Consider the following 22,958-nt stretch of genomic DNA (forward strand, 5'->3'; position numbering starts at 1 on the left):
GGGCGGCCCGGTTGCACCGCGAGCGCGGGGACCACGACCGGCATGTCGTGATCCGCCCCGACCGCTCGATCCCCGGCCAATCCCGCATCACCGGCACCCTGCCCGCCGACCGCGCCGCCGCACTCAACGCCCGCATCGACGCCATGGCTGCCGCCGTCCACCGCGACGACGGCCGAACCGTTGCCCAGCGCCGCGCGGACGCGTTGATCGCCCTGGCCCACGACGAACCGGCCCTGACCTGCCAATGCCCCGACTGCACTCCGTCAACCGCCGCGCCCTCGGCTGCCGAGAGGCCCATCTCCCGGTCCGGCCCTGCCGACTGCGCCGAGGGGCGGAGCACTGCTGACGGGCGGTCCTCCACCCCGCGCCCCGCATCACCGACAGCCCCGAAGCCGACCTTCCACATCATCGTCTCGCTCGCCACCCTGCTCGGCGCGAACAACTCCCCCGCCTACCTCGACGGCCACGGCGTCATCGACCCCGCCGTCGCCCGCGAACTGATCGCCGAAGCCACCCGCAGCTACATCCACACACCCCACACACCGGCCCTGCCACCCGGCTCACCACCCGGCGCCCTCCGCCCGGGCACTCCCGAACCGCCGGCCACACCGCCGGCGGCACCCGCTCCCGGCAGCAACAGATACGTTCCCAGCCGCTCCGTGCGCGCCCTGGCCACCGCCGCCGAACTGTGCTGCACCTTCCCCGGCTGCACCACACCGGTCCACCGCACCGACCTCGACCACACCACCCCGTACGCCACCGGCGGTGCCACCACCCCCACCAACCTCAAACCCCTCTGCCGCCCCCACCACCGCATCAAGACCTTCACCCCCGGCTGGCGCGACTACCAAACCCCGCTCGGCCACATCTTCTTCACCACCCCGACCGGACACACCTTCCTCGGCAACGCCTTCACCGGCCGCGACCTGTTCACCGAACTACGCCCACCACGCGCACGCAACATCACACCCGCACACACCAAGGTCATCCGACAGCGCCATACCCGCGCCGCGGCACACCACCGCGTGAGAGATCGGTACGACGCCGCCCACCCGCCGCCGTTTTGACGTAGGCGTCTCCCCAGGCCGCCACGGCGTCGAGCGCGGCCTCGAGACGTCGGCCGTCGTCGGTCAGGAGGTACTCGACGTGCAGGGGGTAGCCGGGGTACTGCCGTCGATCGACCAGGCCGTCGCGTTGCAGGTCGCTGAGCGGTTGGGCGAGGACCTTCTCGGAGATGCCGGGCATACCGCGGCGCAGCTCGGCGAAGCGGCGCCGGCCGGTGGACAGCAACCACAGGATGGTGGGCTTCCATTTACCGCCGACCACCCCGAACGCCACGTTGACGCCGCAGACCTGCGAGGTCTCGTCCGAAGGGTGCGGCGGGGCGATCACATCGGCATCGGGTGCGGCCATGGTCGAAGTGTGACAAACCGGACCGACACGGAGCGGGTGATACCCACCTGAAAGTGCGTACTGTTGCCCGCCCGCTCGGGCTGCGACGGTCGATCCATGACCGCACCGGATTCACCCTCCCCGACCCGCTCCACCACCTCGCCAACCGCGTCTACCGCGCCGACCATCGCCGTCCTCGGTCTCGGGCCGATGGGCGCCGCACTGGCCCGCGCCGCGAGGGCGGCCGGACACCCCGTCCACGTGTGGAACCGCTCCCCCAAGGATCTCGCCGCGCTCGGACTATCCGCCGCCGCGCCGATCACGGACCCGGCGGATCCGGGCGAGGTCGATCTCGTGGCGATCTGCGTGCGCGACCACGCCGCCGCCCGACCGCTCATCGATGCCCTGGCGGCGCGCGGAACGCGAGTGCCGGTGGTCAACCTGTCCACCGGCACCCCGCGCGAGGCCCGCGAGTCGGCCGACCACGCCCAACAGCTCGGCCTGACCTACGTCACCGGGGCGATCATGGTGCCCACCCCGATGGTCGGCACACCGGACTGCCTCGTCCTGTACGCGGGCGCCCCGGCCGCGCGGCCGGTGGTCGAACCGATCGTCGCGGCGTTCGGTGGCGCCGCCGAGTGGACGGGCGACGACCACGCGATCCCGCCGGTGCTCGACCTGGCGATGCTCGACCTCTACTTCGTCGGCATGTACGGATTCCTGCATTCCGCCGCGCTCGCCGAGGCCCACGGCATCCCACCGGAGCGGTACCTGCCGTTCGCCACGAGTATCACCGCCACCCTCGGCGCGTCACTGCCCGACCTGAGTGCGGCGATCACCGGACGCACCTACGACGGCGGGGAGGCGCGCCTGGACATGTGCCTGGCATTCCTCGAGAAGATCACCGCCGCCAGCGCGGAGTCCCGCGTTCCGGACGTACTGCCCGCCGTTGTCCGCGATGCGTCGCGATCCGCCCTGCAGCGCTGGTCGCCGGACACCGACTGGGACTGTGTGATGGAGGGGCTGCGCCGGCTCCCGGCCGACCCCCGATAAACCCGAACAACCACCAAACAATGGCGTCGCCACTCTCGTTACGCCATTGTTTGGGCGCGGCGGGTTGGACCCGTTCGATCGTCACGAGCGGACAAGGACTCGAGGAGCCGACACGGTTGAGCATCCGCGCGGCTACCCTGAAAGGACACGACCTGCGATAACAGTCGATCAGCCAACCGGCGGACATGTTGTAGGCGCTACACCTCACACAGCGGTATGTGCCCCGGGGCAGGATGAACCCCATGACCGCTACGCCCGCTCAATGGTTTGAAGGTGCCCGTCCCCGTACCTTTCCCAATGCCATCGCCCCGGTTATTGCCGGCAGTGGCGCCGCCGCCTCGCTCGGCTCCTTCCGACCCCTGCCCGCGGCGCTCGCGTTGGTCGTCTCGCTGGCACTGATCGTCGGCGTCAACTACGCCAACGACTACTCCGACGGCATCCGCGGCACCGACGACGACCGGGTCGGCCCGATGCGGTTGGTCGGTTCGGGGCTCGCGGCGCCCGGCCAGGTGCGGACCGCAGCGTTCATCGCCCTGGGTATCGCCGGGCTGGCGGGCATCGCGCTGGCGGTCATGACGGCGTGGTGGCTCGTGCTGGTCGGGCTGGTCTGCGTCGCCGGGGCCTGGCTGTACACCGGTGGCCCCAAGCCGTACGGCTACGCGGGGTTCGGAGAGATCGCGGTCTTCGTCTTCTTCGGCCTGGTCGCGGTGCTGGGCACCCAGTTCGTGCAGGCGGAGCGCGTCGACTGGGTCGGCCTGGCCTGCGCGATCGCGATGGGGTCGTTCTCGTCGGCGGTCCTGGTGACCAACAATCTGCGCGACATCACCACCGACGCCGTCGTCGGCAAACGCACCCTCGCGGTCGCGCTCGGCGATCGGGCCACCCGGATGGCACATGCGGGCCTGCTGCTGGTGCCGTTCCTTGCCTCGCTGGCGTTGATCGCGCGCACCCCGTGGGCGCTGCTCGCGGTGGTCGCCGTCCTACCGGCCGTGCGCGCCCACAAGCCGCTCTGGGACGGCGAAACCGGCCCCGCGCTGATCCCCGCGCTGCGCGATACCGGCCTGGCGATGCTGCTCTGGGCGGTGGTGACTGCGATCGCGCTCGCCGTGGCGGCATAGGCTCTTCGGCAGTCGCGGACGGTGGGGGTACCGACCGCGACGGGTGAGCACGACGACAGGGCCGTGCCCGGAGAGACGTGGGGGATGGCGATGTCGGGGTCGAGCGCGAATCTTCGACGTTCGGAGACCGCGAAGCGAGCGGACACGATCGGCGCGGTCCGCTACCGCATCGAACTCGACGTCACCGGCTCGGTCGACCCGTCGATCGCCGAGTTCCCCGTCGTCGCCACGATCAGCTTCGACGTCGCACCGCGGCCCGCGGACGTCGTCTGGTTGGACTTCCTCGGGGCCGCCATCGACGCGGTCCACATCGACGGCGCCCCGCAGGCGGTCCGCTACGACGGCGCCCGACTGCTGCTACCGGGCCTCACGCCGGGCGCGCGCAACGAGGTCGTCGTGCACGCCCGCGGCCGCTACAGCCGCAGCGGCGAGGGCCTGCACCGGATGGTCGACCCGGCCGACGGCGAAACCTACCTGTACACCCAGTTCGAACCGGCCGACGCGCGCCGGCTGTACCCGTGCTTCGAGCAGCCCGACATCAAGGGGACGTTCGAATTCGTGGTGCGCGCCCCGTCGGATTGGGTGGTCCTGTCGAACGGGTCGCTCGACCGGATCGACCAGGACGCCACCGCGACGTCCTCGTACTTCGCGGCGACCAAGCCGATCTCGACGTACATCACCGCGGTGGTCGCCGGACCGTACTACCGCGTGCAGGAGGGCTACCGGCGCGGCGATCTGAGCATCCCGCTGGGCGTCTACTGCCGCGCCTCACTGGCGAAGTACCTCGACGCCGACGAGATCTTCACCATCACCCGCGCCGGCCTGGACTTCTTCCACGACCTGTTCGACTACGAGTACCCCTTCGGCAAGTACGACCAGGTCTTCGTGCCCGAGTACAACCTCGGGGCGATGGAGAACCCCGGCTGCGTGACGTTCACCGAAAGCTACATCTACCGGGGTCGGGCGAGCCGGGCGCAGCGGGAACGGCGGGCGACGACGATCCTGCACGAGATGGCCCACATGTGGTTCGGCGATCTGGTGACGATGCGCTGGTGGAACGAGCTGTGGCTCAAGGAGTCGTTCGCCGACTACATGGGCACCCTCGCCTGCGCGGAGGTCACCGAATTCACCGAGGCCTGGGTCAGTTTCGCGATCCGCCGCAAGGCGTGGGCCTACCAGCAGGACAAGCTGCCGACCACCCATCCGATCTCCGCCGACGTCGAGGACATCGAGGCGGCGAAGCTCAACTTCGACGGCATCACCTACGCCAAGGGCGCCTCGGTGCTCAAGCAGTTGGTCGAGTACGCCGGGCGCGATTCGTTCATCGCCGGCTGCCGCGAGTACTTCGTCAAGCACGCCTACGGCAACACCACCCTCGACGATCTGCTGCACGAGGTCAGCCGGATGTCGTGGCGCCCGCTCGGCGAGTGGGCGAACGCCTGGCTGCGCACCACCGGGGTGACCACCCTCGGCGCGCGCCCGTCGGGGCCCTCGGCCATCGTCGTCACCCAGGATCCGGTGCGCCCGCAGCGCATGACGATCGCCCGGCTGTGCCCCGATGCCGGCGGCACCTTCCGCACCCAGTGGCGCACCGAAACCCGCCTGACCAAGGCGAAGACCAAGTTCGAGGTGCCGACGCTGCCGGCGCGCACCCCGGCGATCATGTTGCCCAACGACACCGATCACACCTACGCGGTCGCCGACCTCGACGAGCGCTCCCTCGAGACCGTCCGCACCTCCCTCGATCGGGTGGAGGACCCGCTGGCCCGCGCGGTGATCTGGTCGTCGCTGTGGGAGATGACCCGCGAGGCGGCGCTGCCGGCGCGCGACTACGCGGACCTGGCGATGCGCTTCGGGCCCAAGGAATCCCACTCCGGACTGCTCAGCGCGATCGTCGACAACACCGCGTATGCGATCGAACGGTTCGCCCCCGACGCCGACCGCGACACCCTGCGCGCCCGCTGGCTGGCCGCGACCTTTGCCGCCGCCAACGACCTCGACGAGGGCAGCGACGAGCAGCTGATCTGGTTCCGCGCCTACGCGGCCGCGGCGGCGCGCGACGCCGGGGACGTCGAACGCATCGCCGCCCTGCTCGCCGAGGATCTCGAGGTGCCGGGAGTTCCGCTCGACCCGCCGCTGCGCTGGACGTTGTGGCTGGCGCTCGCCGCACACGATCACGCCGACCCGGCCGACCTCGAGCGCGAATTGGCCGCGGACGGGACCTCCGCCGGGCGCATCGGATACCTGTCGGCGACCGCCGCCTATCCCGACCCGGACGGGGTCGCGCGGTTCTGGCGCAGCCTCACCGAGTCGGATGATTCGACCAACGACGAGGTCGACGCCACGATCCGCGGGCTGCGCGCCGGCCCCTCCGCCGAGTTGCTCGAGCCCTATCGGGCCCCCTACTTCGAGCTGCTGGAACGCTTCTGGTTCCAGCGCAGCATCGAGATCGCCCAGCGCCTGGTGATCGGGCTCTACCCGCGGACCGGGTCGACCGATGACGTCGACGCCTGGCTCGCCGCCCACCCCGACGCTCCCCGCGCGCTGCTGCGCCTGGTGAACGAGCAGCGCGACCACCACCGGCGTTCGATCGCCGCCCGCACCGCCGGCCGGTAGCCACAACCGCCGCGCGCCGCCGCCGTGATCCCGGGCGGCGGCGCGGTCCGACCCTGCCCGAACCGGCACCGATCTGCGGACTTTCCTTGACATCGCCGAAGTGAATGAGTATTCATCATAAGTGAGCACTCGTTCACTCGCCCCGGAGGGACCACATCATGGATCTCGCATTGACGCAGGATCAGCAGAGCTTTCGCGACCTCGCGCGCGATTTCCTGGACAAGGAGGTCATCCCCCACCGGCGGGATTGGGACCGCGCCGAGTCCGTCGACACCGCGATCATTCCGAAGCTCGGCGAGATCGGCTTCTTCGGGCTGACCATCCCCGAGGAGTACGGCGGCCTCGGCGGCGACTACATCACCTACTGCATCGGCATGGAGGAACTCGGACGCGCCGACTCGGCGATCCGCGGGATCGTGTCGGTGTCGATGGGCCTGGTCGGCAAGGTGATCCTGTCGCACGGCACCGAGGAGCAGAAGCACCGGTGGCTGCCCGGCATCTCCACCGGTGAGGTGCTCGCCTGTTTCGGGCTCACCGAACCCGACAACGGTTCGGACCCCGGCCATTTGAAGACGCGCGCGGTCCGTGACGGCGACGACTACATCATCAACGGGTCGAAGATCTTCATCACCAACGGCACCTGGGCGAACCTCTGCCTGGTCTTCGCCCGCACCGGCGGCCCGGGCCCCAAGGGGGTTTCCGCGTTCCTGGTGCCGACCGATACGCCGGGCTTCGAGTCCCGCGAGATCCACGGCAAGCTCGGCCTGCGCGGCCAGGCGACCGCGGAGCTCTACTTCACCGATATGCGAGTCCCGGCGAGCAGCCGGCTCGGCGAGGAGGGGCAGGGCTTCTCGATCGCGATGCACTCGCTCGACAAGGGTCGCGTCTCGGTGGCCGCCGGTTGCGTCGGCATCATCCAGGGCTGCCTGGAGGCGTCGGTCGAGTACGCCCGCGACCGCAAGCAGTTCGACCGCCCGATCGCGTCGTACCAGCTGGTCCAGGACATGATCGCGCAGATCTCCGTCGACGCGGACGCCGGGCGGCTGCTCGCCTGGCGCGCAGCCGATCTCATCGAGCGGGGCCGGCCCTTCGGCACCGAGGCATCCAAGGCGAAGTACTTCTGCAGCGAGGCCGCCGTGCGCGCGGCGAACAACGCGATCCAGATCTTCGGCGGCTACGGCTACGTCGACGAGTACCCGGTCGCGAAGTACATGCGCGATGCGCGCGTGATGACCCTGTACGAGGGCACCAGCCAGATCCAGAAGCTGCTGATCGGCCGCGCGGAGACCGGGATCAGCGCCTTCCTCTAGATTCTCGCGGCGCAGGTTCGGACCGGGGTGGCGCGGCTATGCTGAGCGCGACCCCGGGTCGAACCTTCGGGGGCCGAATCTCATGCAGGGGGATGCATGACATCGAGCGCGTCGTCGACCGATATCTGGCCGCAACTGGCCGTGGACAGCTGGCAACCGACCCGGCGCACCCTGCACATGTGGTTGCAGATCGTCGGCAAGGTGCAGTTGATGTCGAGCTTTCTGGTCAACCACTGGTGGAATGCGTCGTACACCGTGACCGCCCGGGGCCTGCGCACCGGGCTCATGCTGAGTCCGGACGGCAGGTTCGACGCCGAATTCGACTTCCTCGCCGATCGGTTGGTCTTCCGCACCGACAGCGGCGGCGAAGCGACCGTCGCTCTGGAACCGCAGTCGGTGGCCGACTTCTACGCCGCTACGATGCGGGCGTTGACCTCGCTGAAGCTCGACGTCGCCATCTACGCACGACCCAACGAAGTCTCGCCGGCCATCCCGTTCGCCGAGGACACCGCGGACGCGAGTTACGACGCCGACGCCGCGCGTACCTGGTGGCGACAGGTGCTCGCCGCCGAGCGGGTGATGTCCTATTGGCGAGCGGGATTCGGCGGGATGGCGAGCCCGGCGATGGTGTTCTGGGGGTCGATGGACCTCACCGCCACCCGGTTCAACGGCCAACCGGCGCCGCCACATCACGGGGGCAATCCGCCCAACTGTCCCGGGTGGGTGATGCAGGAGGCGGAAAGCCAGGTCAACGCCGCCGCCGGTTTCTGGCCGGGCGGCAGCGCCGAGGGCAGCTTCTACGCCTACCTCTCCCCCGCCCCGCAGGGTTACGACACCGGGAAGGTGTCGGTCGGCAGCTTCGACCCGGTCCTCGGCGAATGGATCCTGCCGTACGAGCAGGTACGCACGAGCGCCGATCCGCAGCAGACCCTGCTGACCTTCCTGAACGAGACGTACGCCCTGGGCGCCGACCTCGGCGGCTGGGACCGTCCTCGATTGGACATCAACCCCCGCCGCCTCGACTCGGAATTGTTCGATGGCGCACACGGCGGATCGACCCGACCGCCGACGCTCTGATTCCGAAGACCCTTCGCCTCATATAGTTTCGCTCTCCGCACGGGCCGCGGGCAGGTGACCGGACCGGGCGGGTGCGCCTGTCTCCGAGTCGCGAATCCGGACAAAACTGGCAAGCTGGAGGTAACGAGACGAATCGAGGGCGGATGAGCGACGTCGACACCGCGCAGCGCAACGAGACCGATCCGGACACCACCCATCCGGACGAATCCGTCCTGGACGCGCCCCACGCGGCGGAACCCGATCGGGTCCTTCGGGCATTGCAGGTATCCGAGGACGGACTGACCAGTGACGACGCGCAGCGTCGCCTGGACGAATACGGGCCGAACAAGCTGCCCGAGGCGAAGCAGTCGCACGTCATCGTCCGGTTCATCAAGCACTTCAACGATGTTCTGATCTACATCCTGCTGGTCGCGGCGGTCCTCAAGGCGATCTACCAGGACTGGATCGACTTCTGGGTCATCCTGGCCGTCGCGGTCGGCACCGCGGCGATCGGCTTCATCCAGGAGGGCCAGGCCGAACGCGCCCTGGCCGGAATCCGGAATCTGCTATCGCTCGAGGCGCGCGCCAGACGTGATGGTGAATGGTCGGATGTCGCTTCCGACGAACTGGTTCCCGGTGATGTCGTGCGTATTTCGCCCGGGGACAAGGTTCCCGCCGATGTGCGGCTGCTCTCGGCCAGCCAATTGCAGATCGACGAATCCGCTCTGACCGGCGAATCGGTGCCGGCGATGAAGGACCTCGAAACTGCTTCTGCGGATGCGGTTGTCGGCGACCGGCACGGTATGGCGTTCTCGGGCACCGTCGTCGCCACCGGTAACGCCACCGCGGTGGTCACCGGCACCGGATCGAATACCGAGATCGGCCGGATCCAGTCGATGATCAGCGATGTCGAGGATCTCGGCACCCCGCTGACCCGGCAGCTCGGGCGTATCGGCACCCGCATCGCCGGCGCGATCCTGGGTATCGCAGCGGCGATGATGCTCTACGGCAGGCTCGTTCACGACGACGACCCGCAGGAACTGATCGATGCGGCGATCACCTTCGCCGTCGCGGCCGTTCCCGAGGGGCTGCCGGCGATCGTGACGATCACCCTGGCGCTCGGCGTCCAACAGATGGCGAAGCGCCGGGCGATCACCCGCAAGCTGACCGCCGTGGAAACCCTCGGCCAGGTCACCACGATCTGCTCGGACAAGACCGGCACGCTGACCCTCAACGAGATGACGGTGCGCTCCGTCGTCACTCCGACGGGTCGATACGACGTCGACGGGGCCGGCTACGAACCGGAGGGGCGGATCACCGTCGCCGGCGGTGACGAGGTCGCACACGCCGCGGAGCACCCGGAGCTGACGGAATTGGTGTCGGCGATGGTGTTGTGCAACGACGCGGGCGTGCGCGAGGAGGACGGCACCTGGTCGGTGGTCGGCACCCCGACCGAGGGCAGCCTGATCGTGTTGGGCCACAAGTTCGACGCCGACTTCGGCGAGCACGAACGATTGGCCGAGTTGCCCTTCGATTCGGCCAACAAGTTCATGGCGGTCCTCGACCGCGCCCCGGACGGTGACGTGCGCCTGCTGGTCAAGGGCGCGCCGGACCGGCTGCTCGAACGCAGCACCCGGCAGGCCGGCGCGGACGGCTCGACCGAGGAGATCGACGTCGACCGGTGGGAGGCGCGGATCGAAGACCTCGCCTCGCAGGGGCTGCGGGTGCTCGCGGCCGCCTACGCTCCGGCGGACGCCGCCCCCGATTCCGAGGCCGTCAACGGCGAATCGCAGATCGACGTCGACGACGTCGCGGATCTGATCTTCCTGGGCATCGTGGGCATCGTCGATCCGCCGCGCGAGGAAGCGATCCGGGCGATCGCGGATTCGAAGCGCGCCGGTATCCGGGTCACCATGATCACCGGCGACCACGCCGCGACGGCGGCGTCGATCAGCAAGGAACTCGGCATCCCGAAGGGCGACGAGCCGGTGGTGGTCACCGGCGCCGAACTGCAGGAGATGAAGGACGCCGAGCTGATCGACATCGCCCCCGACGTCGATGTCTTCGCCCGCACCAGCCCCGAGCACAAGCTGCGGATCGTGCGCGCCCTGCAGAAGAAGGACCAGGTGGTCGCGATGACCGGCGACGGCGTCAACGACGCCCCCGCCCTCACCCGCGCCGATACCGGTATCGCGATGGGGATCGCCGGGACCGAGGCGACCAAGGACGCCGCCGATATCGTGCTGGCCGACGACAACTTCGCGACGATCGAAGCCGCGGTGTCCGAGGGGCGTCGCATCTACGACAACATTCAGAAGTCGCTGATCTTCATCCTGCCGACGACGTTCGGGCAGGCACTGATCGTGCTGACCGCGGTGCTCTTCGGCTTCACTCCCCCGCTGCAGCCGACCCAGGTGCTGTGGGTGAACCTGGTGACCGCGCTGACCCTGTCGCTGGCGTTGGCGTACGAGCCGGCCGAACCCGGGGTCATGTCGCGGCCGCCGCGCTCGGCGAAGGACTCGATCATCACCGGGCCGATGCTGCACCGCATCATCTGGGTGACGCTGCTGATCGCGGCGGCGACGATCGCGGTGTTCTTCTTCCTGCAGGATCGCGGCGCCTCGTTCGCCGAGGCGCAGACCGCGGCGGTGCTGATGCTGGTCTTGGGTCAGGTTGTGTACCTGTTCAATTCGCGGTTCGTCCGCAATTCGAGCATCACCCCGAAGGTCTTCGTCGGCAATCGGGTGGTGTGGTATTCGGTCGGCGGCCTGCTCCTGCTGCAACTCGGCTTCACCTACCTGCCGTTCATGCAGTCCTGGTTCCACACGGTGCCGCTGTCGCTGAACGAGTGGGGGCTGACGATCCTGCTGTCGATCGGCATCTTCTTCGCCGCCGAACTGCAGAAATGGTTCGCCCGCCGTTTCGGCGGTGAGGGCGCGGGCCGCTGAATCGGGTTGCGCCGGGCGGGGCCGTTGCAGAAGACGACCGAGAGAGCATCGCCGAGTGCATATGCTCCTCGGCGGCCCGCTCACAGAGATCCTCTGCAGCCGCCATCGATCGGGGCGCGGCTCTACGACATCTCGACCCGGCCGGCCATCCGCACCGGTACGCGCACGGGCCGGCGATCGCCTTCGAGCTCGGCGGCGCCGACACCCACGTGCCCCCGGCCGCGACCCGCGACCCGGCGGTCGTCGGCGCCGCCCTCGACTGGATGAGCGGTTAGGGCCGCCCGGGTCCAGCTGCTCGACAGTCTTCGGCGATCTCGGCCACCACCGTTCGGTAGGCGTCGGCAACGAAGTTCGGGGAGTCCGAATTGCAGAAGCCGTGGCGGAACGGCCGAATCTCGGCTCGGACGTTCGACCGCCCGGTCAGGGCGGTGACGACGGTACGCGGGTCGAAGCCCGGCTCGGCCTCGGCGAAGATCACCCGAGCCGGGCAGCGTGGACGAACATCGAGATGGTCGCGGATCCGCGAGCCGTAGAGGCAGTGCACGCTCGATAGCCGCGCGGAAGCGGATACCAACCATGTCGCCGTGGCGCCCACACTCATTCCGACGCAATGGATCTTGTCTGCGTCGAGGCCATCGATGAACAGACCCAGCCGAGTGGACAGTTCGACCACCCCGATCGTGTCCACGAATCTCGAGTAGGCCTCCTGCTCCCGCGCTCGCTCGAAGGGTCCGCTGCCGAGCAGGTGGGCGGCGTGCACCGGCAACCCGGTGGCACCGTGCAGGTCGTCCGCAAGGGCGCGGACCGCGGGCGTCACCCCGAGGATGTCCGGGCAAATCACAATCGTCCGCGGGTCATCGAGATCCGCGGTACCGATCGAGTACGAGGCGGCCACGGTCACCAGTCGTAGAAGCCCTTGCCCACCTTACGACCGACCTCGCCGGCGGCGACCTTGTCGCGCAGCAGCTGCGGCGGGTTGAAGCGCTCCCCCAGCCGACCGTGCAGGTAGTCGGCGACGGCGAGGCGGATGTCCAGGCCCACCAGGTCGGTCGAGCGCAGTGGCCCCATCGGGTGGCGGTAGCCCAATTCCATGGCGCGGTCGATCGATTCGGCGTCGGCGACACCCTCCTCGAGCATGCGGATCGCCTCCAATCCGAGCATGACGCCGAGGCGGCTGGTGGCAAATCCCGGCGAGTCGCGCACGACGATCGGGGTCTTGCCGAGCAGTTCCACCCAGCCGACCACCTCGTTCACGACCGATTCGGACGACCCCTCGGCGCGCACGATCTCCACCAGCTGGGACGCGGGCACCGGGTTGAAGAAGTGCATGCCGAGGAAGCGGGCCGGATTGTCCAGGGCAACAGCCAGTTCGGTGGGCGAGAGCGAACTGGTATTGGTCGCGATGATCGCGTCTTCGGTGATCACGTCCTCGACGGCGGCGAGCACCTCGAGCTTGAGCGCCGGGATCTCGGGTACCGCCTCGACCACCAACTCGACGTCGGACGGCAGGTCGGCGATCGCTCCCACGAAGGTCACCCGCCCGGCGACCACATCGACCCCGTCGGGAAGCTTGCCGCGCTCGGCGGCGCGGGTGAGGCTGTCCTCGAGGCGCTTGCGCGCGGCGTCGAGATCGCCGGTCTCGCTGACGGTCACCGTCGATCCCGGGCCGGCAAACGAATGGGCGATGCCGATCCCCATCCGTCCACCGCCGACCACCGCGACCCGTCCCGGAAGCTGCGTCACTGCATTCTCCTTCTGCTCTGTCTTGTCACCAGCGCTCATACCGATTCCACCACCATCGAAACACCCTGCCCCACACCGACACACAACGTCGCGAGGCCGCGCCGCGCACCCTCGCGCTCCAGCCGACCCAGCAGGGTCAGCACGATCCGCGCTCCGGACGCGCCCAACGGGTGGCCGAGCGCGATCGCCCCACCGTCGGCGTTGACGATCGATTCGTCGAGGTCGAGTTGGCGAATCACGCCGATCGACTGGGCGGCAAACGCCTCGTTGAGCTCGATCGCGCCGATATCGCCGAGGCTCCAGCCGACGCGGTCGAGCAGCTTGCGGGTCGCCGGTACCGGGCCCAGGCCCATGATGTTCGGCGCCAGGGCCGCGGAGGCGGAGCCGACGATGCGGGCGCGCGGGGTCAGCCCGTGGCGGCGCACCGCGTCCTCGCTCGCGAGCACCAGGGCGGTCGCACCGTCGGTCAGGAACGACGACGATGCGGCGGTCACGATGCCGTCCTTGCGGAAAGCGGGGCGCAGCCGGGCGAGCTTGGCCTCGTCGGAGCCGCGGCGCGGGCCCTCGTCGACGGTGACCACATCGTCGCCGACCGGCACCGGGACGATCTCCTTCTCGAAGCGGCCGGCGTCGATCGCGGCGATCGCCCGCTGCTGGCTGCGCACCGCAAACGCGTCGCTCTCGGCGCGGGTGATGCCGATCAGGGTGGCGACCTCCTCGGCGGTCTCCCCCATCGACAGGGTGGTCTCGGCGCCGAACTTCGGGTTGGTGAACCGCCACCCCAGCGCGGTATCGAAGATCTCGCCGGGCTTGGCCCAGGCGGCTCCGGGCTTGGCGAGCACCCACGGCGCGCGGGTCATCGACTCGACACCGCCGGCGACGACCACGTCCGCCTCGCCGGAGCGGATCGACCCGGCCGCGGTGGCCAGGGCGGTCATCCCGCTCGCGCAGAGCCGGTTGACGGTATAGGCCGGCACCGTCTCGGGCAGCCCGGACAGCAGCACCGCCATGCGCGCGACATTGCGGTTGTCCTCGCCGGCCTGGTTGACGCAGCCGAGCACCACCTCGTCGACGGAGTCGACGCCGATTCCGCTGCGTCCGACGGCCTCGTCGACCACCAGTGCGGCCAGGTCATCGGGGCGGACGGATGCCAGCGCGCCGCCGTATCGGCCCTGCGGGGTGCGAGCCCCGTCGACGATGAACACCTCGGTCATTCGTGATCTCCCTCCACACATCCGTGCCCTGTGACTCTTGACACTAGCACTCGGTGAATCTACGTTCATAGCTAGTGAAGCACTATTCACTTCACGTGAACAGAGCTTCGAAACATCTCGTCCGGCAGTCCGAGTACCGACCCCACCTGGAGGAACAGTGACGTTCGAAGACATCACCTACGAGATCGACGGCCCCGCGGCGATCATCACGATCAACCGCCCGCACCGCTACAACGCCTTCCGCGGACAGACCGTCGAGGAGCTGATCAAGGCCTTCCGCTCCGCGTGGGCGGACAGCCGGGTCTCCGCGGTCATCCTCACCGGGGCGGGCGAGAAGGCGTTCTGCACCGGCGGCGACGTCAAGCAGCGCGCCGAGACCGGCGACTACGGTCCGACCGAAAGCGGCATGTTCGAGATCGGCTACCTGCACAAGCTGATCCGCGACATCCCGAAGCCGGTGATCGCCGCGGTCAACGGCATCGCGATCGGCGGCGGCCACGTCCTGCACGTGCTCTGCGACCTGACGATCGCCTCCGAGACCGCCACCTTCGGCCAGGCGGGCCCGCGGGTCGGCTCCTTCGACGCCGGCTTCGGCTCCGCCTTCCTCGCCCGCGTCGTCGGCGAGAAGCGCGCCCGCGAGATCTGGTACCTCTGCCGCAAGTACGACGCCGCTACCGCCGAGCGCTGGGGCCTGGTCAACTTCGTCGTCCCCGCAGACCAGCTGCTGACCGAGGCCAAGGCGCTCGCCGCCGAGATCGCCGAGAAGAGCCCGACCGCGCTGCGCTTCCTCAAGCAGTCGTTCAACGCCGACACCGATCACCAGGCCGGCCTGAGCAACCTGGCGATGTCCGCGCTCGACATCTTCGGCAAGTCCGACGAGGGCATCGAGGGCGCCAAGGCGTTCGCCGAGAAGCGCCCCGCCGACTTCGGCAAGTTCGTCAAGGCCTGATCCCGCCCTCCCCCCTTTCGAAAGGAACTCACTGATGAGCACCATCGCACTGGTCACCGGCGCCGGATCGGGTATCGGCAAGGCGATCGCCCTGGCCCTGGCCGCCCGCGGCGACAAGGTGATCGCCGCCGACCTCGACATCGCGGCCGCCGAGGCGACCGCCAAGGAAGCCCCCGAGCTGATCACCGCGCTGCCGGTCGACGTCGCCAGCCGCGCCGCCGTCGACGAACTGCGCGACCGCACCGTCGCCGAGGTCGGCGTCCCGACGATCCTGGTCAACGCCGCCGGGTGGGACCGCACCGACCAATTCCTCAACGCCACACCGGAGTTCGCCGAGAAGGTCGTCGCGATCAACTACCTCGGCCCGGTGCACATGGCTTCGGCCTTCCTGCCCGGCATCATCGAAGCCGGCGGCGGACAGGTCATCAACCTCGCCTCGGACGCCGGCCGCGTCGGCAGCTCCGGCGAATCGATCTACGCCGGCGCCAAGGGCGGCGTGATCGCGCTGACCAAGTCGCTCGCCCGCGAGATGGCCCGGCACAACATCACCGTCAACTGCGTCTGCCCCGGCCCGACCGATACGCCGCTGTTCCAGGCGCAGGACGAACGCCTCAAGGCCGCGCTGATCAAGGCGATCCCCTTCCGCCGGCTCGCCCGGCCGGAGGAAGTCGCCGCGCCGGTGCTCTTCTTCGCGTCCGAACCCGCCGCGTTCATCACCGGACAGGTGATCAGCGTCAGCGGCGGCCTGACCATGGCCGGCTGACGGTCGAACGGGACGAGACCGAACAGGACAGGACGATGACCGCGACACCACACGCCGACCTCGACGCGGCCGGGCCGCAGGACAACAAGGCCGCGGCGACCTACAACGCCGACGCCTACCGGACCTTCTTCGAAAACGACTTCACCTATCTCAACGGCTTCCGCCGCAACACCAAGCGGTACGCCAACCGGATCGCGATCAGCGATCCGGACACCAAGGAGCAGCTGACCTACCAGCAGCTCGGCGAGCGGGTCGATCGGCTGGCCGCCGGTCTCGCCGCCGCCGGGGTGGGCGTCGGCGACGTCGTGGCCTACCAGCTGTTCAACGGCACCGCGTTCGCCGAGCTGTACCTGGCCACCCAGGTGCTCGGCGCGGTCGGCTCGCCGGTGAACTTCCGCCTGGCCGCGGGCGAGACCGCCTTCGTCGTCGACATCAGTCGGCCGAAGGTGTTCGTCTACGACACCGAGCTGACCCCGATGGTCACCGAGGCCCTCGGCTACGCGACGGCGACCCCGCAGGTGCTGGTGCCGGTCGGCGACGACGCCCCGATCACGACGACCGGCGCGACCGTCATCACCTGGGAGGACCTGCACGCCGATCACACCGACGTGCCGACCGCGGCGCGCACGGTCTGGGACGAGACCACCCGGCTCTACACCTCGGGCACGACCGGCATGCCGAAGGGTGTGCCGCTCAACAGCCTGATCGAGGTGTTCAGCGCGCACGACGTGATCATGCATTTCCCGCTCGGCCCCGAGGACAAGACGCTGAACATGACGCCGTGGTTCCACCGCGGCGGCCTGTACTCCGGCGGACCCAACCCCACCTTCTACATCGGTGGCCAGGTCGTTCCGCTGCGCGCCTTCGATCCGGACCGGGTCCTGGATCTGGTCGCCGAGGAGGGGCTGACGTTCCTGATCGGGGCGCCGACCAACCTGGCGATGCTCGCGACCGCCCAGGAGGCGCGCCCGCGGGATCTGTCGACACTGCGGGGCATCGTGACGATGGGCGCCCCACTCGAGCGGGAGGCCGCGCTGCGGTACCAGGATCTGCTGCACCCGCGGATCTTCAACGGCTACGGCAGCACCGAGGGCTTCTGGAATACCTTCCTGCGTCCCGGTGACCTGCCCGATCACGCCGGCACCGCCGGGCGCGCGTGCACCGACGACGATGTGCGTGTCGTGCACGTCTACGGCGATCATCTCGCCGAACCGGACGACGTGGTCGCCCGCGACGGCGAGGCGGTCGGCGAGGTGATCATCCGCTCCCCCAAGTGCGCCAACGCCTACTTCGACTCCCCGGAGCAGGAGAAGGCGAAGTTTCACAACGGGTGGCTGCACATCGGCGACCTGGCGACCTGGGACGCCGAGGAATTCGTGACGATCGTCGGCCGCAAGGACGACATGCTGATCTCCGGCGGTGAAAACGTCCACCCCGTGCAGGTCGAGGAGGCGCTCAACCAGCACCCGCAGGTGATCGACTCGCTGGTCGTCGGCATCCCCCACGACCGGTGGGGACGGATGGTTGTCGCCTACATCCTTTCCGAGACAGCAGATCTGACCCCGGAGGCGCTCGACGCGCATTGCCGGACCCATCCGATGCTGTCATCGTTCAAGCGGCCGCGGGCCTACCGCTTCGTCGAGGCACTGCCCGTCTCGGCCACCGGCAAGAAGTTGCACTACAAGGCGACCGACAGCGCCACCGCGGAGTTCGCCTCCGGCCTGTTCGTCGCCCCGACCGATCCGAGGACCTGATCATGTCGACCCACACCCCCACCAAGAAGTTCGACGCCCTCGACCCGCTGTCGATCGACTCGCTCTACGACGAGGAGGAACTCGCCGTACGGGATCTGGTCCGCAGCTTCTGCGCCGAGCACATCACCCCCTACGTCGGCGAGTGGTTCGAGGCGGGCGAACTGCCCGGCGCCCGCGACCTCGCCCGCGAATTCGGCAAGCTCGGCCTGCTGGGCATGCACCTCGAGGGCTACGGATGTTCCGGCTCGACCGCCGTGCACTACGGCCTGGCCTGCCTCGAGCTCGAGGCCGCCGACTCCGGCATCCGCTCGCTGGTCTCCGTCCAGGGTTCGCTGGCGATGTTCTCGATCTGGAACAACGGCTCCGAGGAGCAGAAGCAGCGCTGGCTGCCCGGCATGGCCGCCGGCGAGCTGATCGGCTGCTTCGGATTGACCGAGCCGGACGCCGGCTCCGACCCCGCCTCGATGAAGACCCGGGCCCGCCGCGACGGTGACGACTGGATCCTCGACGGCCGCAAGATGTGGATCACCAACGGATCGATCGCCGACGTCGCGGTCGTCTGGGCCCACACCGAGGACGGCATCCGCGGCTTCATCGTGCCCACCGATACCCCCGGCTTCGCCGCGCACACCCTCAAGCACAAGCTCTCGCTGCGGGCCTCGGTCACCAGCGAACTGGTGCTCGACGGGGTGCGGCTGCCGGCCGACGCGCTGATGCCCGAGGGCCGCGGGGTCAAGGCGCCGCTGCAGAGCCTCTCCGAGGCGCGCTACGGCATCGTCTGGGGCGCGATGGGCGCCGCCCGCTCGGCGTGGGAGTCCGCCCGCGACTACTCGATGCAGCGGGTCCAGTTCGGTCGACCGATCGGCGGCTTCCAGCTCACCCAGGCGAAGCTGACCGATATGGCGGTCGAACTGCACAAGGGGCAGCTGCTCTCGCTGCACCTCGGCCGGCTCAAGGACGCCGGCGGCCTGCGCCCCGAACAGGTCAGCTTCGGCAAGCTCAACAACACCCGCGAGGCGATCGACATCTGCCGCACGGCCCGAACGATCCTGGGCGGCAACGGTATCTCGCTGGAATTCCCCGTCATCCGACATATGGTCAACCTGGAATCGGTCCTGACCTACGAGGGCACCCCCGAGATGCACCAGCTCGTTCTCGGCCAGGCCTTCACCGGCGAAAGCGCATTCCGATGAGCCGCTCGACCTACGACTCCGAACATCTCGCCTTCCGGGAGATGGTGCACGACTTCGTCGAGCAGACGATCACCCCGGCCCACGAGGAGTGGGAGACCAAGGGCTGCCTCGACAAGGCGCTGTTCACCGAGGCGGGCAAGCTCGGTCTGCTCGGCTTCCCGGTCGCCGAACAGTACGGCGGCCCGGGCGTCGAGGACTTCCGCTACCACGCGATCGTGATCGACGAGGTCAACCGGGCGGGCAATGCCGCTGCGGGCATTGCCTTCTCGCTGCAGAACGATGTGGTCCTGCCGTACATCAACGAGCTGACCAACGACGAGCAGAAGGCCCGCTGGCTGCCCGGGACCGTCACCGGCGACACCGTGCTGGCGATCGCGATGACCGAGCCCGGCACCGGCAGCGATCTGACCGGTATCCGCACCACCGCGGTGCGCGACGGCGACGACTATGTGGTCAACGGGTCGAAGACGTTCATCTCCAACGGGTTCAACGGAAACCTCTTCGTCGTGGCCACCCGCACCTCCGATGATCCCCACAAGGGACTGACCCTGCTGGTGGTCGAGGGTGATACCCCCGGCTTCGAGCGCGGTCGCAATCTGGAGAAGATCGGCCTGCACGCCCAGGACACCGCGGAACTGTCGTTCACCGATATGCGGGTGCCGGTGGCCAACCGGCTCGGCGAGGAGGGCGAGGGCTTCTACCAACTGGTGCGCAATCTGCCGCAGGAGCGGTTGTCCCTGTCGATCGGCGCGGTCGCCGCGGCCGAGGGCGTGTTCCATGAGACGTTGGGATACGTCAAGGAGCGCAAGGCCTTCGGCAAGCCGGTGGCAACCTTCCAGAACACCCAGTTCGTGTTGGCGGAGATCGCGACCGAGCTCGACCTGGCGCGCACCTTCCTCGACGACTGCATCGCCGAGCACAACGAGGGCGGTCTGACCCCCGCCCGCGCGGCCCGGCTCAAGTGGTGGTCGACCGAATTGCAGTTCCGGACGGCGCATCGCTGCCTGCAATTGCACGGCGGCTACGGGTACATGCGCGAATACGCGGTCTCGCGGGCCTTCGTCGACGCGCGTATCCAAACCATCTACGGCGGAACGACCGAGATCATGAAGACGATCATCGCCAAGGATCTCGGCATCTAATCCGCTCCACCGCACAGGAACCGGGAGTCCGGCATGAGTGTCACCCTCGAACGTCATGATGCCGTCGGCGTCATCACCCTCGAACGTCCCCCCGCCAACGCCTTCGACGAGCAGCAGACCCAGCGGCTCGCCGAGGCGGTGGCCCGGTCCGGAGCCGATCCGGATATCCACGCCCTGTTGATCCGGGGAGCGGGGCGCCGCTTCTGCGGTGGGGCGGACATCACCATGCTGGACTCCTGGCGCGAGGCACCCGATCGGCGCGAGCGCATGGCGCGCTTCGCCGAAGGGTTGCAGACCGTCTTCGCCGCGATCGCCGACCTACCGAAGCCGTCGATCGCGGCGATCGGCGGGGCGGCGACCGGCGGTGGCCTCGAATTGGCGTTGGCCTGCGATTTCCGGATCGTCGGTGCCCGCGCAAAGGTGGGCCTGCCGGAGATCGCCCTGGGCCTGCTGCCCGGCGCCGGCGGCACGCAACGGCTGACGCGGCTCGCCGGCCCCGCCACAGCGACCCGGCTGATCCTGGGGGCGGAACTGATCGACGGGCTCGAGGCGCAACGCCTGGGGGTGGCGCACTGGGTGGTCGACGACGCGGACGTCGACGTCGAGGGCCTGCGGCATGCCCACCGGCTGTCCGAGCTGCCGCCGGACGCGTACGCCGCCGCCAAGCGCTGCATCATCTCCGCGGACGGCCCCGATGGCTACGCGGTGGAGGTCGACGAGATCAGCCAACTGATCGATACCGACGAGACATTGCGCCTCCTCGGCCGGTTCGTCGCGCGTGCCCGGTGACCTTCGACAGCGCTCACGGGGCGGAGCGCCGGTACTGTGAGGCAAGATTTCCCGGCCCGAGGAGCACGACGATGACCACCGACAACGACGCGACATCCCTGGATGCGTTGTCGGTGGACGAGGCGGTACGCGCCGTCCGGGCCAACTCGCGCCGCAAGCAGGTCCTCGACGCCGCCGTGCGGGTGATGGAGCGCACCGGCTTCCACCAGATGTCGATGCAGGCCCTCGCCGACGAGGCGGGGGTCAGCGTCGGGCTGATCTACAAGTACTTCGGCGGCAAGGAGGACATCCTGCTCGCCACGATCGTGGCGATCCTCGATGCCTTCCGCAATCAGCTCGAACCGGAGATGGACGCCGCCGGGGACGACCCGGTCGAGCGGCTGGTCGCCGGTATGCGCCGGTACATGCAGATCGTCGGGGAGAACCTCGACGCGGTCGTGCTCACCTATCGGGAGAGCCGCACCCTCGACGCCGCCGGCCGCGCCCGGATCAAGGATCTGGAAATCGAGACCGCCGCCCCGTTGCGTTCGGCTCTCGAGGACGGAATCGCCGCCGGGCTGATCAACCCCGTCGACGCGGAGCTCGTCACCTTCGACATCATCCTGCTCGCGCACGGATGGGCGCTCAAGCACTGGGCGCTGGGCCGCCGCTACACGCTCGAGGACTACATCAACAAGCAGACCCTGCTGATCCTCAGCGTCCTGCTGCCCGAGGACCGGCGCGACCAGTACGCACACCTAGCGCGGGCTGACAGCTGACCATGGGCGGTAGACCTCTCGGCCGTCAGCTGGATGGGTGAACTGATCAGACCCAACCCGATCCTCCAAGAGCAGTTTGTCCAGAACGATCTCGATCTCGTCGGGTGCTCTACTGCGTCCTCTTGATAATCACGTCGAGACCTTGGCTGGGGTTGTACGACCACGTGGCTTCGAAAGGGCCCCAAGAACTGGACTGAACACCGCTAAAGGCGGTCGTACTATTCATTTGGTTCCTGATCGCATCCGGAATATCAAGCGCGTGGAGAACGCAAGCGGCCTGCTCAATCGACAGATCGCCGGAGTCGCTACTGTTCCCGGCAGTATCCAGAAATATGCTTGCACCGCCGTCCTGCACTACGCCCGCAGGCAATCCACACAGCGTTGCAGCGGTGGGGATCAACCTCTGAAGGGCCGCCAACTCGGCCGCAGCCTGCTGTTCCGCGGCTTCTCTATCCGCCTCCGCCTGCTCGGCAGCTGCGCGCTCCTCGACGACCCGTTGAGAGGCGGCTCTGGAGTTCATGACGTTGATAGCCAGAAGCCCTACGGCGGCCGCCACAAGCACGAGGAGGCCGACGATGATCACGACTCGGAACCACGTCGGCTGCATGAATGCAGATCTCCCGGAAATTCTCCGAGGTTGCCACGGCGCGGGCGGCGCAGTCTGGATTCGATCCGGGACCAGTTCCGACTTCAGTCGGGTGTACTCAGTCCATTCCGCGCCAGACCACCATCGGTAACGCGTGGGGTCAGTCTCATCCGGGAACCAACCCGGCGGGATCTGCTCGGGGGGTTGCGCCTGAACTCCCTCGGAGGTGACCATTCGCGCCCCTTGCGGCCGACCAATAGAACTGCCAATGATAATAGGGATGCCGACCACGCTTAAGAACGACGGGCATCGAGGCCCCGAAATGAAGCCAACCAGGCCGCTTGGACCGTGAACCTTGTGTAGGACTGGGCCCGGATGCGACAACTGCTCGCGGATGGCGTTGTTCGGCTCCAATTCAGATGTTGTGTGGGATTGCCGATGAACCCCGTGAGGCGTTGTCATATCGGATGCGGCCGCAGCAGGGAGCCGAGGCCTTGGAACGGGCGTGATCGCGACCGTTCGCGGTTGACGTGATCGCCGCCTGTTCAGGCACGGTCGCGCTGCGCGCAGGTAC

The 22,958-nt window shown here is 68.6% G+C and carries 19 protein-coding genes and 1 pseudogene; 14 read left to right on the forward strand and 6 right to left on the reverse strand.

Annotated elements, in window-relative coordinates:
* Window positions 1–1,067 (forward strand): HNH endonuclease signature motif containing protein (locus tag MB1_RS19550; protein ID WP_157084176.1); only part of this gene is annotated, 1,067 nt, incomplete at its 5' end.
* Here the strand turns inward: MB1_RS19550 and MB1_RS19555 are convergent.
* Window positions 985–1,413, reverse strand: a complete 429-nt coding sequence (locus MB1_RS19555; RefSeq protein ID WP_084352241.1) for a winged helix-turn-helix transcriptional regulator — start codon at window positions 1,411–1,413, stop codon at window positions 985–987. The two genes, MB1_RS19550 and MB1_RS19555, sit on opposite strands and share 83 nt — an antisense overlap.
* Window positions 1,414–1,509: 96 nt before the next feature.
* Here MB1_RS19555 and MB1_RS19560 point away from each other — a divergent pair, with 96 nt between their 5' ends.
* The 6 genes from MB1_RS19560 (at window position 1,510) to MB1_RS19585 (ending at window position 11,493) form a co-directional block, all read left to right on the forward strand.
* The gene (locus MB1_RS19560) at window positions 1,510–2,445 is read left to right on the forward strand and encodes an imine reductase family protein (protein WP_066911407.1); all 936 of its coding nucleotides are present in this window, start codon (window positions 1,510–1,512) and stop codon (window positions 2,443–2,445) included.
* Between the two features lie 242 nt (window positions 2,446–2,687).
* The gene (locus tag MB1_RS19565) at window positions 2,688–3,563 is read left to right on the forward strand and encodes a 1,4-dihydroxy-2-naphthoate polyprenyltransferase (protein WP_066911412.1); all 876 of its coding nucleotides are present in this window, start codon (window positions 2,688–2,690) and stop codon (window positions 3,561–3,563) included.
* Between the two features lie 84 nt (window positions 3,564–3,647).
* Window positions 3,648–6,179 carry an aminopeptidase N gene (gene pepN, locus MB1_RS19570; protein WP_066911415.1) on the forward strand — a complete coding sequence of 844 codons (2,532 nt, stop codon included), beginning with the start codon at window positions 3,648–3,650 and terminating at the stop codon, window positions 6,177–6,179.
* A gap of 158 nt (window positions 6,180–6,337) precedes the next feature.
* Window positions 6,338–7,489 carry an acyl-CoA dehydrogenase family protein gene (locus MB1_RS19575; protein WP_066911417.1) on the forward strand — a complete coding sequence of 384 codons (1,152 nt, stop codon included), beginning with the start codon at window positions 6,338–6,340 and terminating at the stop codon, window positions 7,487–7,489.
* Between the two features lie 96 nt (window positions 7,490–7,585).
* On the forward strand, window positions 7,586–8,566 hold the full coding sequence (locus MB1_RS19580) for a DUF5996 family protein (protein ID WP_066911419.1): 981 nt from the start codon (window positions 7,586–7,588) through the stop codon (window positions 8,564–8,566).
* Window positions 8,567–8,709: 143 nt separating this feature from the next.
* Complete coding sequence (locus MB1_RS19585; protein ID WP_084352243.1) at window positions 8,710–11,493, forward strand: cation-translocating P-type ATPase; 2,784 nt, start codon at window positions 8,710–8,712, stop codon at window positions 11,491–11,493.
* A gap of 271 nt (window positions 11,494–11,764) precedes the next feature.
* On the opposite strand, the gene MB1_RS19590 is transcribed toward MB1_RS19585, so the two are convergent.
* Genes MB1_RS19590 through MB1_RS19600 form a run of 3 tightly spaced genes read right to left on the reverse strand, consistent with a single transcriptional unit; the run spans window position 11,765 to window position 14,450 of the window.
* On the reverse strand, window positions 11,765–12,394 hold the full coding sequence (locus tag MB1_RS19590; RefSeq protein WP_066911421.1) for a dienelactone hydrolase family protein: 630 nt from the start codon (window positions 12,392–12,394) through the stop codon (window positions 11,765–11,767).
* Window positions 12,391–13,275 carry a 3-hydroxyacyl-CoA dehydrogenase family protein gene (locus MB1_RS19595; protein WP_066911424.1) on the reverse strand — a complete coding sequence of 295 codons (885 nt, stop codon included), beginning with the start codon at window positions 13,273–13,275 and terminating at the stop codon, window positions 12,391–12,393. Before MB1_RS19595 ends, MB1_RS19590 begins: the two co-directional genes overlap by 4 nt.
* Window positions 13,272–14,450 (reverse strand): thiolase family protein, encoded by a 1,179-nt coding sequence (locus MB1_RS19600; RefSeq protein ID WP_066911427.1) that lies wholly within the window; start codon window positions 14,448–14,450, stop codon window positions 13,272–13,274. Before MB1_RS19600 ends, MB1_RS19595 begins: the two co-directional genes overlap by 4 nt.
* Before the next feature lie 157 nt (window positions 14,451–14,607).
* On the opposite strand from MB1_RS19600, the gene MB1_RS19605 reads away from it, so the two are divergent.
* The 7 genes from MB1_RS19605 (at window position 14,608) to MB1_RS19635 (ending at window position 21,798) form a co-directional block, all read left to right on the forward strand.
* Window positions 14,608–15,399: an enoyl-CoA hydratase-related protein gene (locus MB1_RS19605; RefSeq protein WP_066911429.1), complete on the forward strand. Its 792-nt coding sequence runs from the start codon at window positions 14,608–14,610 to the stop codon at window positions 15,397–15,399.
* Between the two features lie 34 nt (window positions 15,400–15,433).
* Window positions 15,434–16,162, forward strand: a complete 729-nt coding sequence (locus MB1_RS19610) for an SDR family NAD(P)-dependent oxidoreductase (protein ID WP_066911432.1) — start codon at window positions 15,434–15,436, stop codon at window positions 16,160–16,162.
* 35 nt (window positions 16,163–16,197) lie between these two features.
* Window positions 16,198–17,916: a class I adenylate-forming enzyme family protein gene (locus tag MB1_RS19615; protein WP_066911435.1), complete on the forward strand. Its 1,719-nt coding sequence runs from the start codon at window positions 16,198–16,200 to the stop codon at window positions 17,914–17,916.
* Window positions 17,917–17,918: 2 nt separating this feature from the next.
* Window positions 17,919–19,109: an acyl-CoA dehydrogenase family protein gene (locus tag MB1_RS19620; protein WP_066911437.1), complete on the forward strand. Its 1,191-nt coding sequence runs from the start codon at window positions 17,919–17,921 to the stop codon at window positions 19,107–19,109.
* On the forward strand, window positions 19,106–20,251 hold the full coding sequence (locus MB1_RS19625) for an acyl-CoA dehydrogenase family protein (RefSeq protein ID WP_066911440.1): 1,146 nt from the start codon (window positions 19,106–19,108) through the stop codon (window positions 20,249–20,251). Before MB1_RS19620 ends, MB1_RS19625 begins: the two co-directional genes overlap by 4 nt.
* A gap of 33 nt (window positions 20,252–20,284) precedes the next feature.
* Window positions 20,285–21,040, forward strand: coding sequence for an enoyl-CoA hydratase/isomerase family protein (locus tag MB1_RS19630; RefSeq protein ID WP_066911443.1), 756 nt, complete (start codon window positions 20,285–20,287; stop codon window positions 21,038–21,040).
* A gap of 71 nt (window positions 21,041–21,111) precedes the next feature.
* Entirely contained in the window at window positions 21,112–21,798 is a 687-nt protein-coding gene (locus MB1_RS19635) for a TetR/AcrR family transcriptional regulator (protein ID WP_066911446.1), read from the forward strand.
* Window positions 21,799–21,907: 109 nt separating this feature from the next.
* Here MB1_RS19635 and MB1_RS19640 read toward each other — a convergent pair whose 3' ends face one another.
* Complete coding sequence (locus MB1_RS19640) at window positions 21,908–22,381, reverse strand: hypothetical protein (protein WP_245650270.1); 474 nt, start codon at window positions 22,379–22,381, stop codon at window positions 21,908–21,910.
* A gap of 123 nt (window positions 22,382–22,504) precedes the next feature.
* Window positions 22,505–22,846: pseudogene (locus tag MB1_RS26985) on the reverse strand (hypothetical protein); the annotation flags it as partial.
* Window positions 22,847–22,958 lie beyond the last annotated feature (112 nt).

Source organism: Millisia brevis NBRC 105863 (assembly GCF_001552615.1).
Classification (GTDB): Bacteria; Actinomycetota; Actinomycetes; order Mycobacteriales; family Mycobacteriaceae; genus Millisia; species Millisia brevis.

Coding starts and splice junctions, on each gene's coding strand:
- MB1_RS19625 (WP_066911440.1), top strand. CDS start 19,106: ATGAGCCGCTCGACCTACGACTCCGAACATCTCGCCTTCCGGGAGATG.
- MB1_RS19585 (WP_084352243.1), top strand. CDS start 8,710: ATGAGCGACGTCGACACCGCGCAGCGCAACGAGACCGATCCGGACACC.
- MB1_RS19580 (WP_066911419.1), top strand. CDS start 7,586: ATGACATCGAGCGCGTCGTCGACCGATATCTGGCCGCAACTGGCCGTG.
- MB1_RS19615 (WP_066911435.1), top strand. CDS start 16,198: ATGACCGCGACACCACACGCCGACCTCGACGCGGCCGGGCCGCAGGAC.
- MB1_RS19600 (WP_066911427.1), bottom strand. CDS start 14,450: ATGACCGAGGTGTTCATCGTCGACGGGGCTCGCACCCCGCAGGGCCGA.
- pepN (WP_066911415.1), top strand. CDS start 3,648: ATGGCGATGTCGGGGTCGAGCGCGAATCTTCGACGTTCGGAGACCGCG.
- MB1_RS19575 (WP_066911417.1), top strand. CDS start 6,338: ATGGATCTCGCATTGACGCAGGATCAGCAGAGCTTTCGCGACCTCGCG.
- MB1_RS19610 (WP_066911432.1), top strand. CDS start 15,434: ATGAGCACCATCGCACTGGTCACCGGCGCCGGATCGGGTATCGGCAAG.
- MB1_RS19555 (WP_084352241.1), bottom strand. CDS start 1,413: ATGGCCGCACCCGATGCCGATGTGATCGCCCCGCCGCACCCTTCGGAC.
- MB1_RS19630 (WP_066911443.1), top strand. CDS start 20,285: ATGAGTGTCACCCTCGAACGTCATGATGCCGTCGGCGTCATCACCCTC.
- MB1_RS19635 (WP_066911446.1), top strand. CDS start 21,112: ATGACCACCGACAACGACGCGACATCCCTGGATGCGTTGTCGGTGGAC.
- MB1_RS19620 (WP_066911437.1), top strand. CDS start 17,919: ATGTCGACCCACACCCCCACCAAGAAGTTCGACGCCCTCGACCCGCTG.
- MB1_RS19565 (WP_066911412.1), top strand. CDS start 2,688: ATGACCGCTACGCCCGCTCAATGGTTTGAAGGTGCCCGTCCCCGTACC.
- MB1_RS19560 (WP_066911407.1), top strand. CDS start 1,510: ATGACCGCACCGGATTCACCCTCCCCGACCCGCTCCACCACCTCGCCA.
- MB1_RS19595 (WP_066911424.1), bottom strand. CDS start 13,275: ATGAGCGCTGGTGACAAGACAGAGCAGAAGGAGAATGCAGTGACGCAG.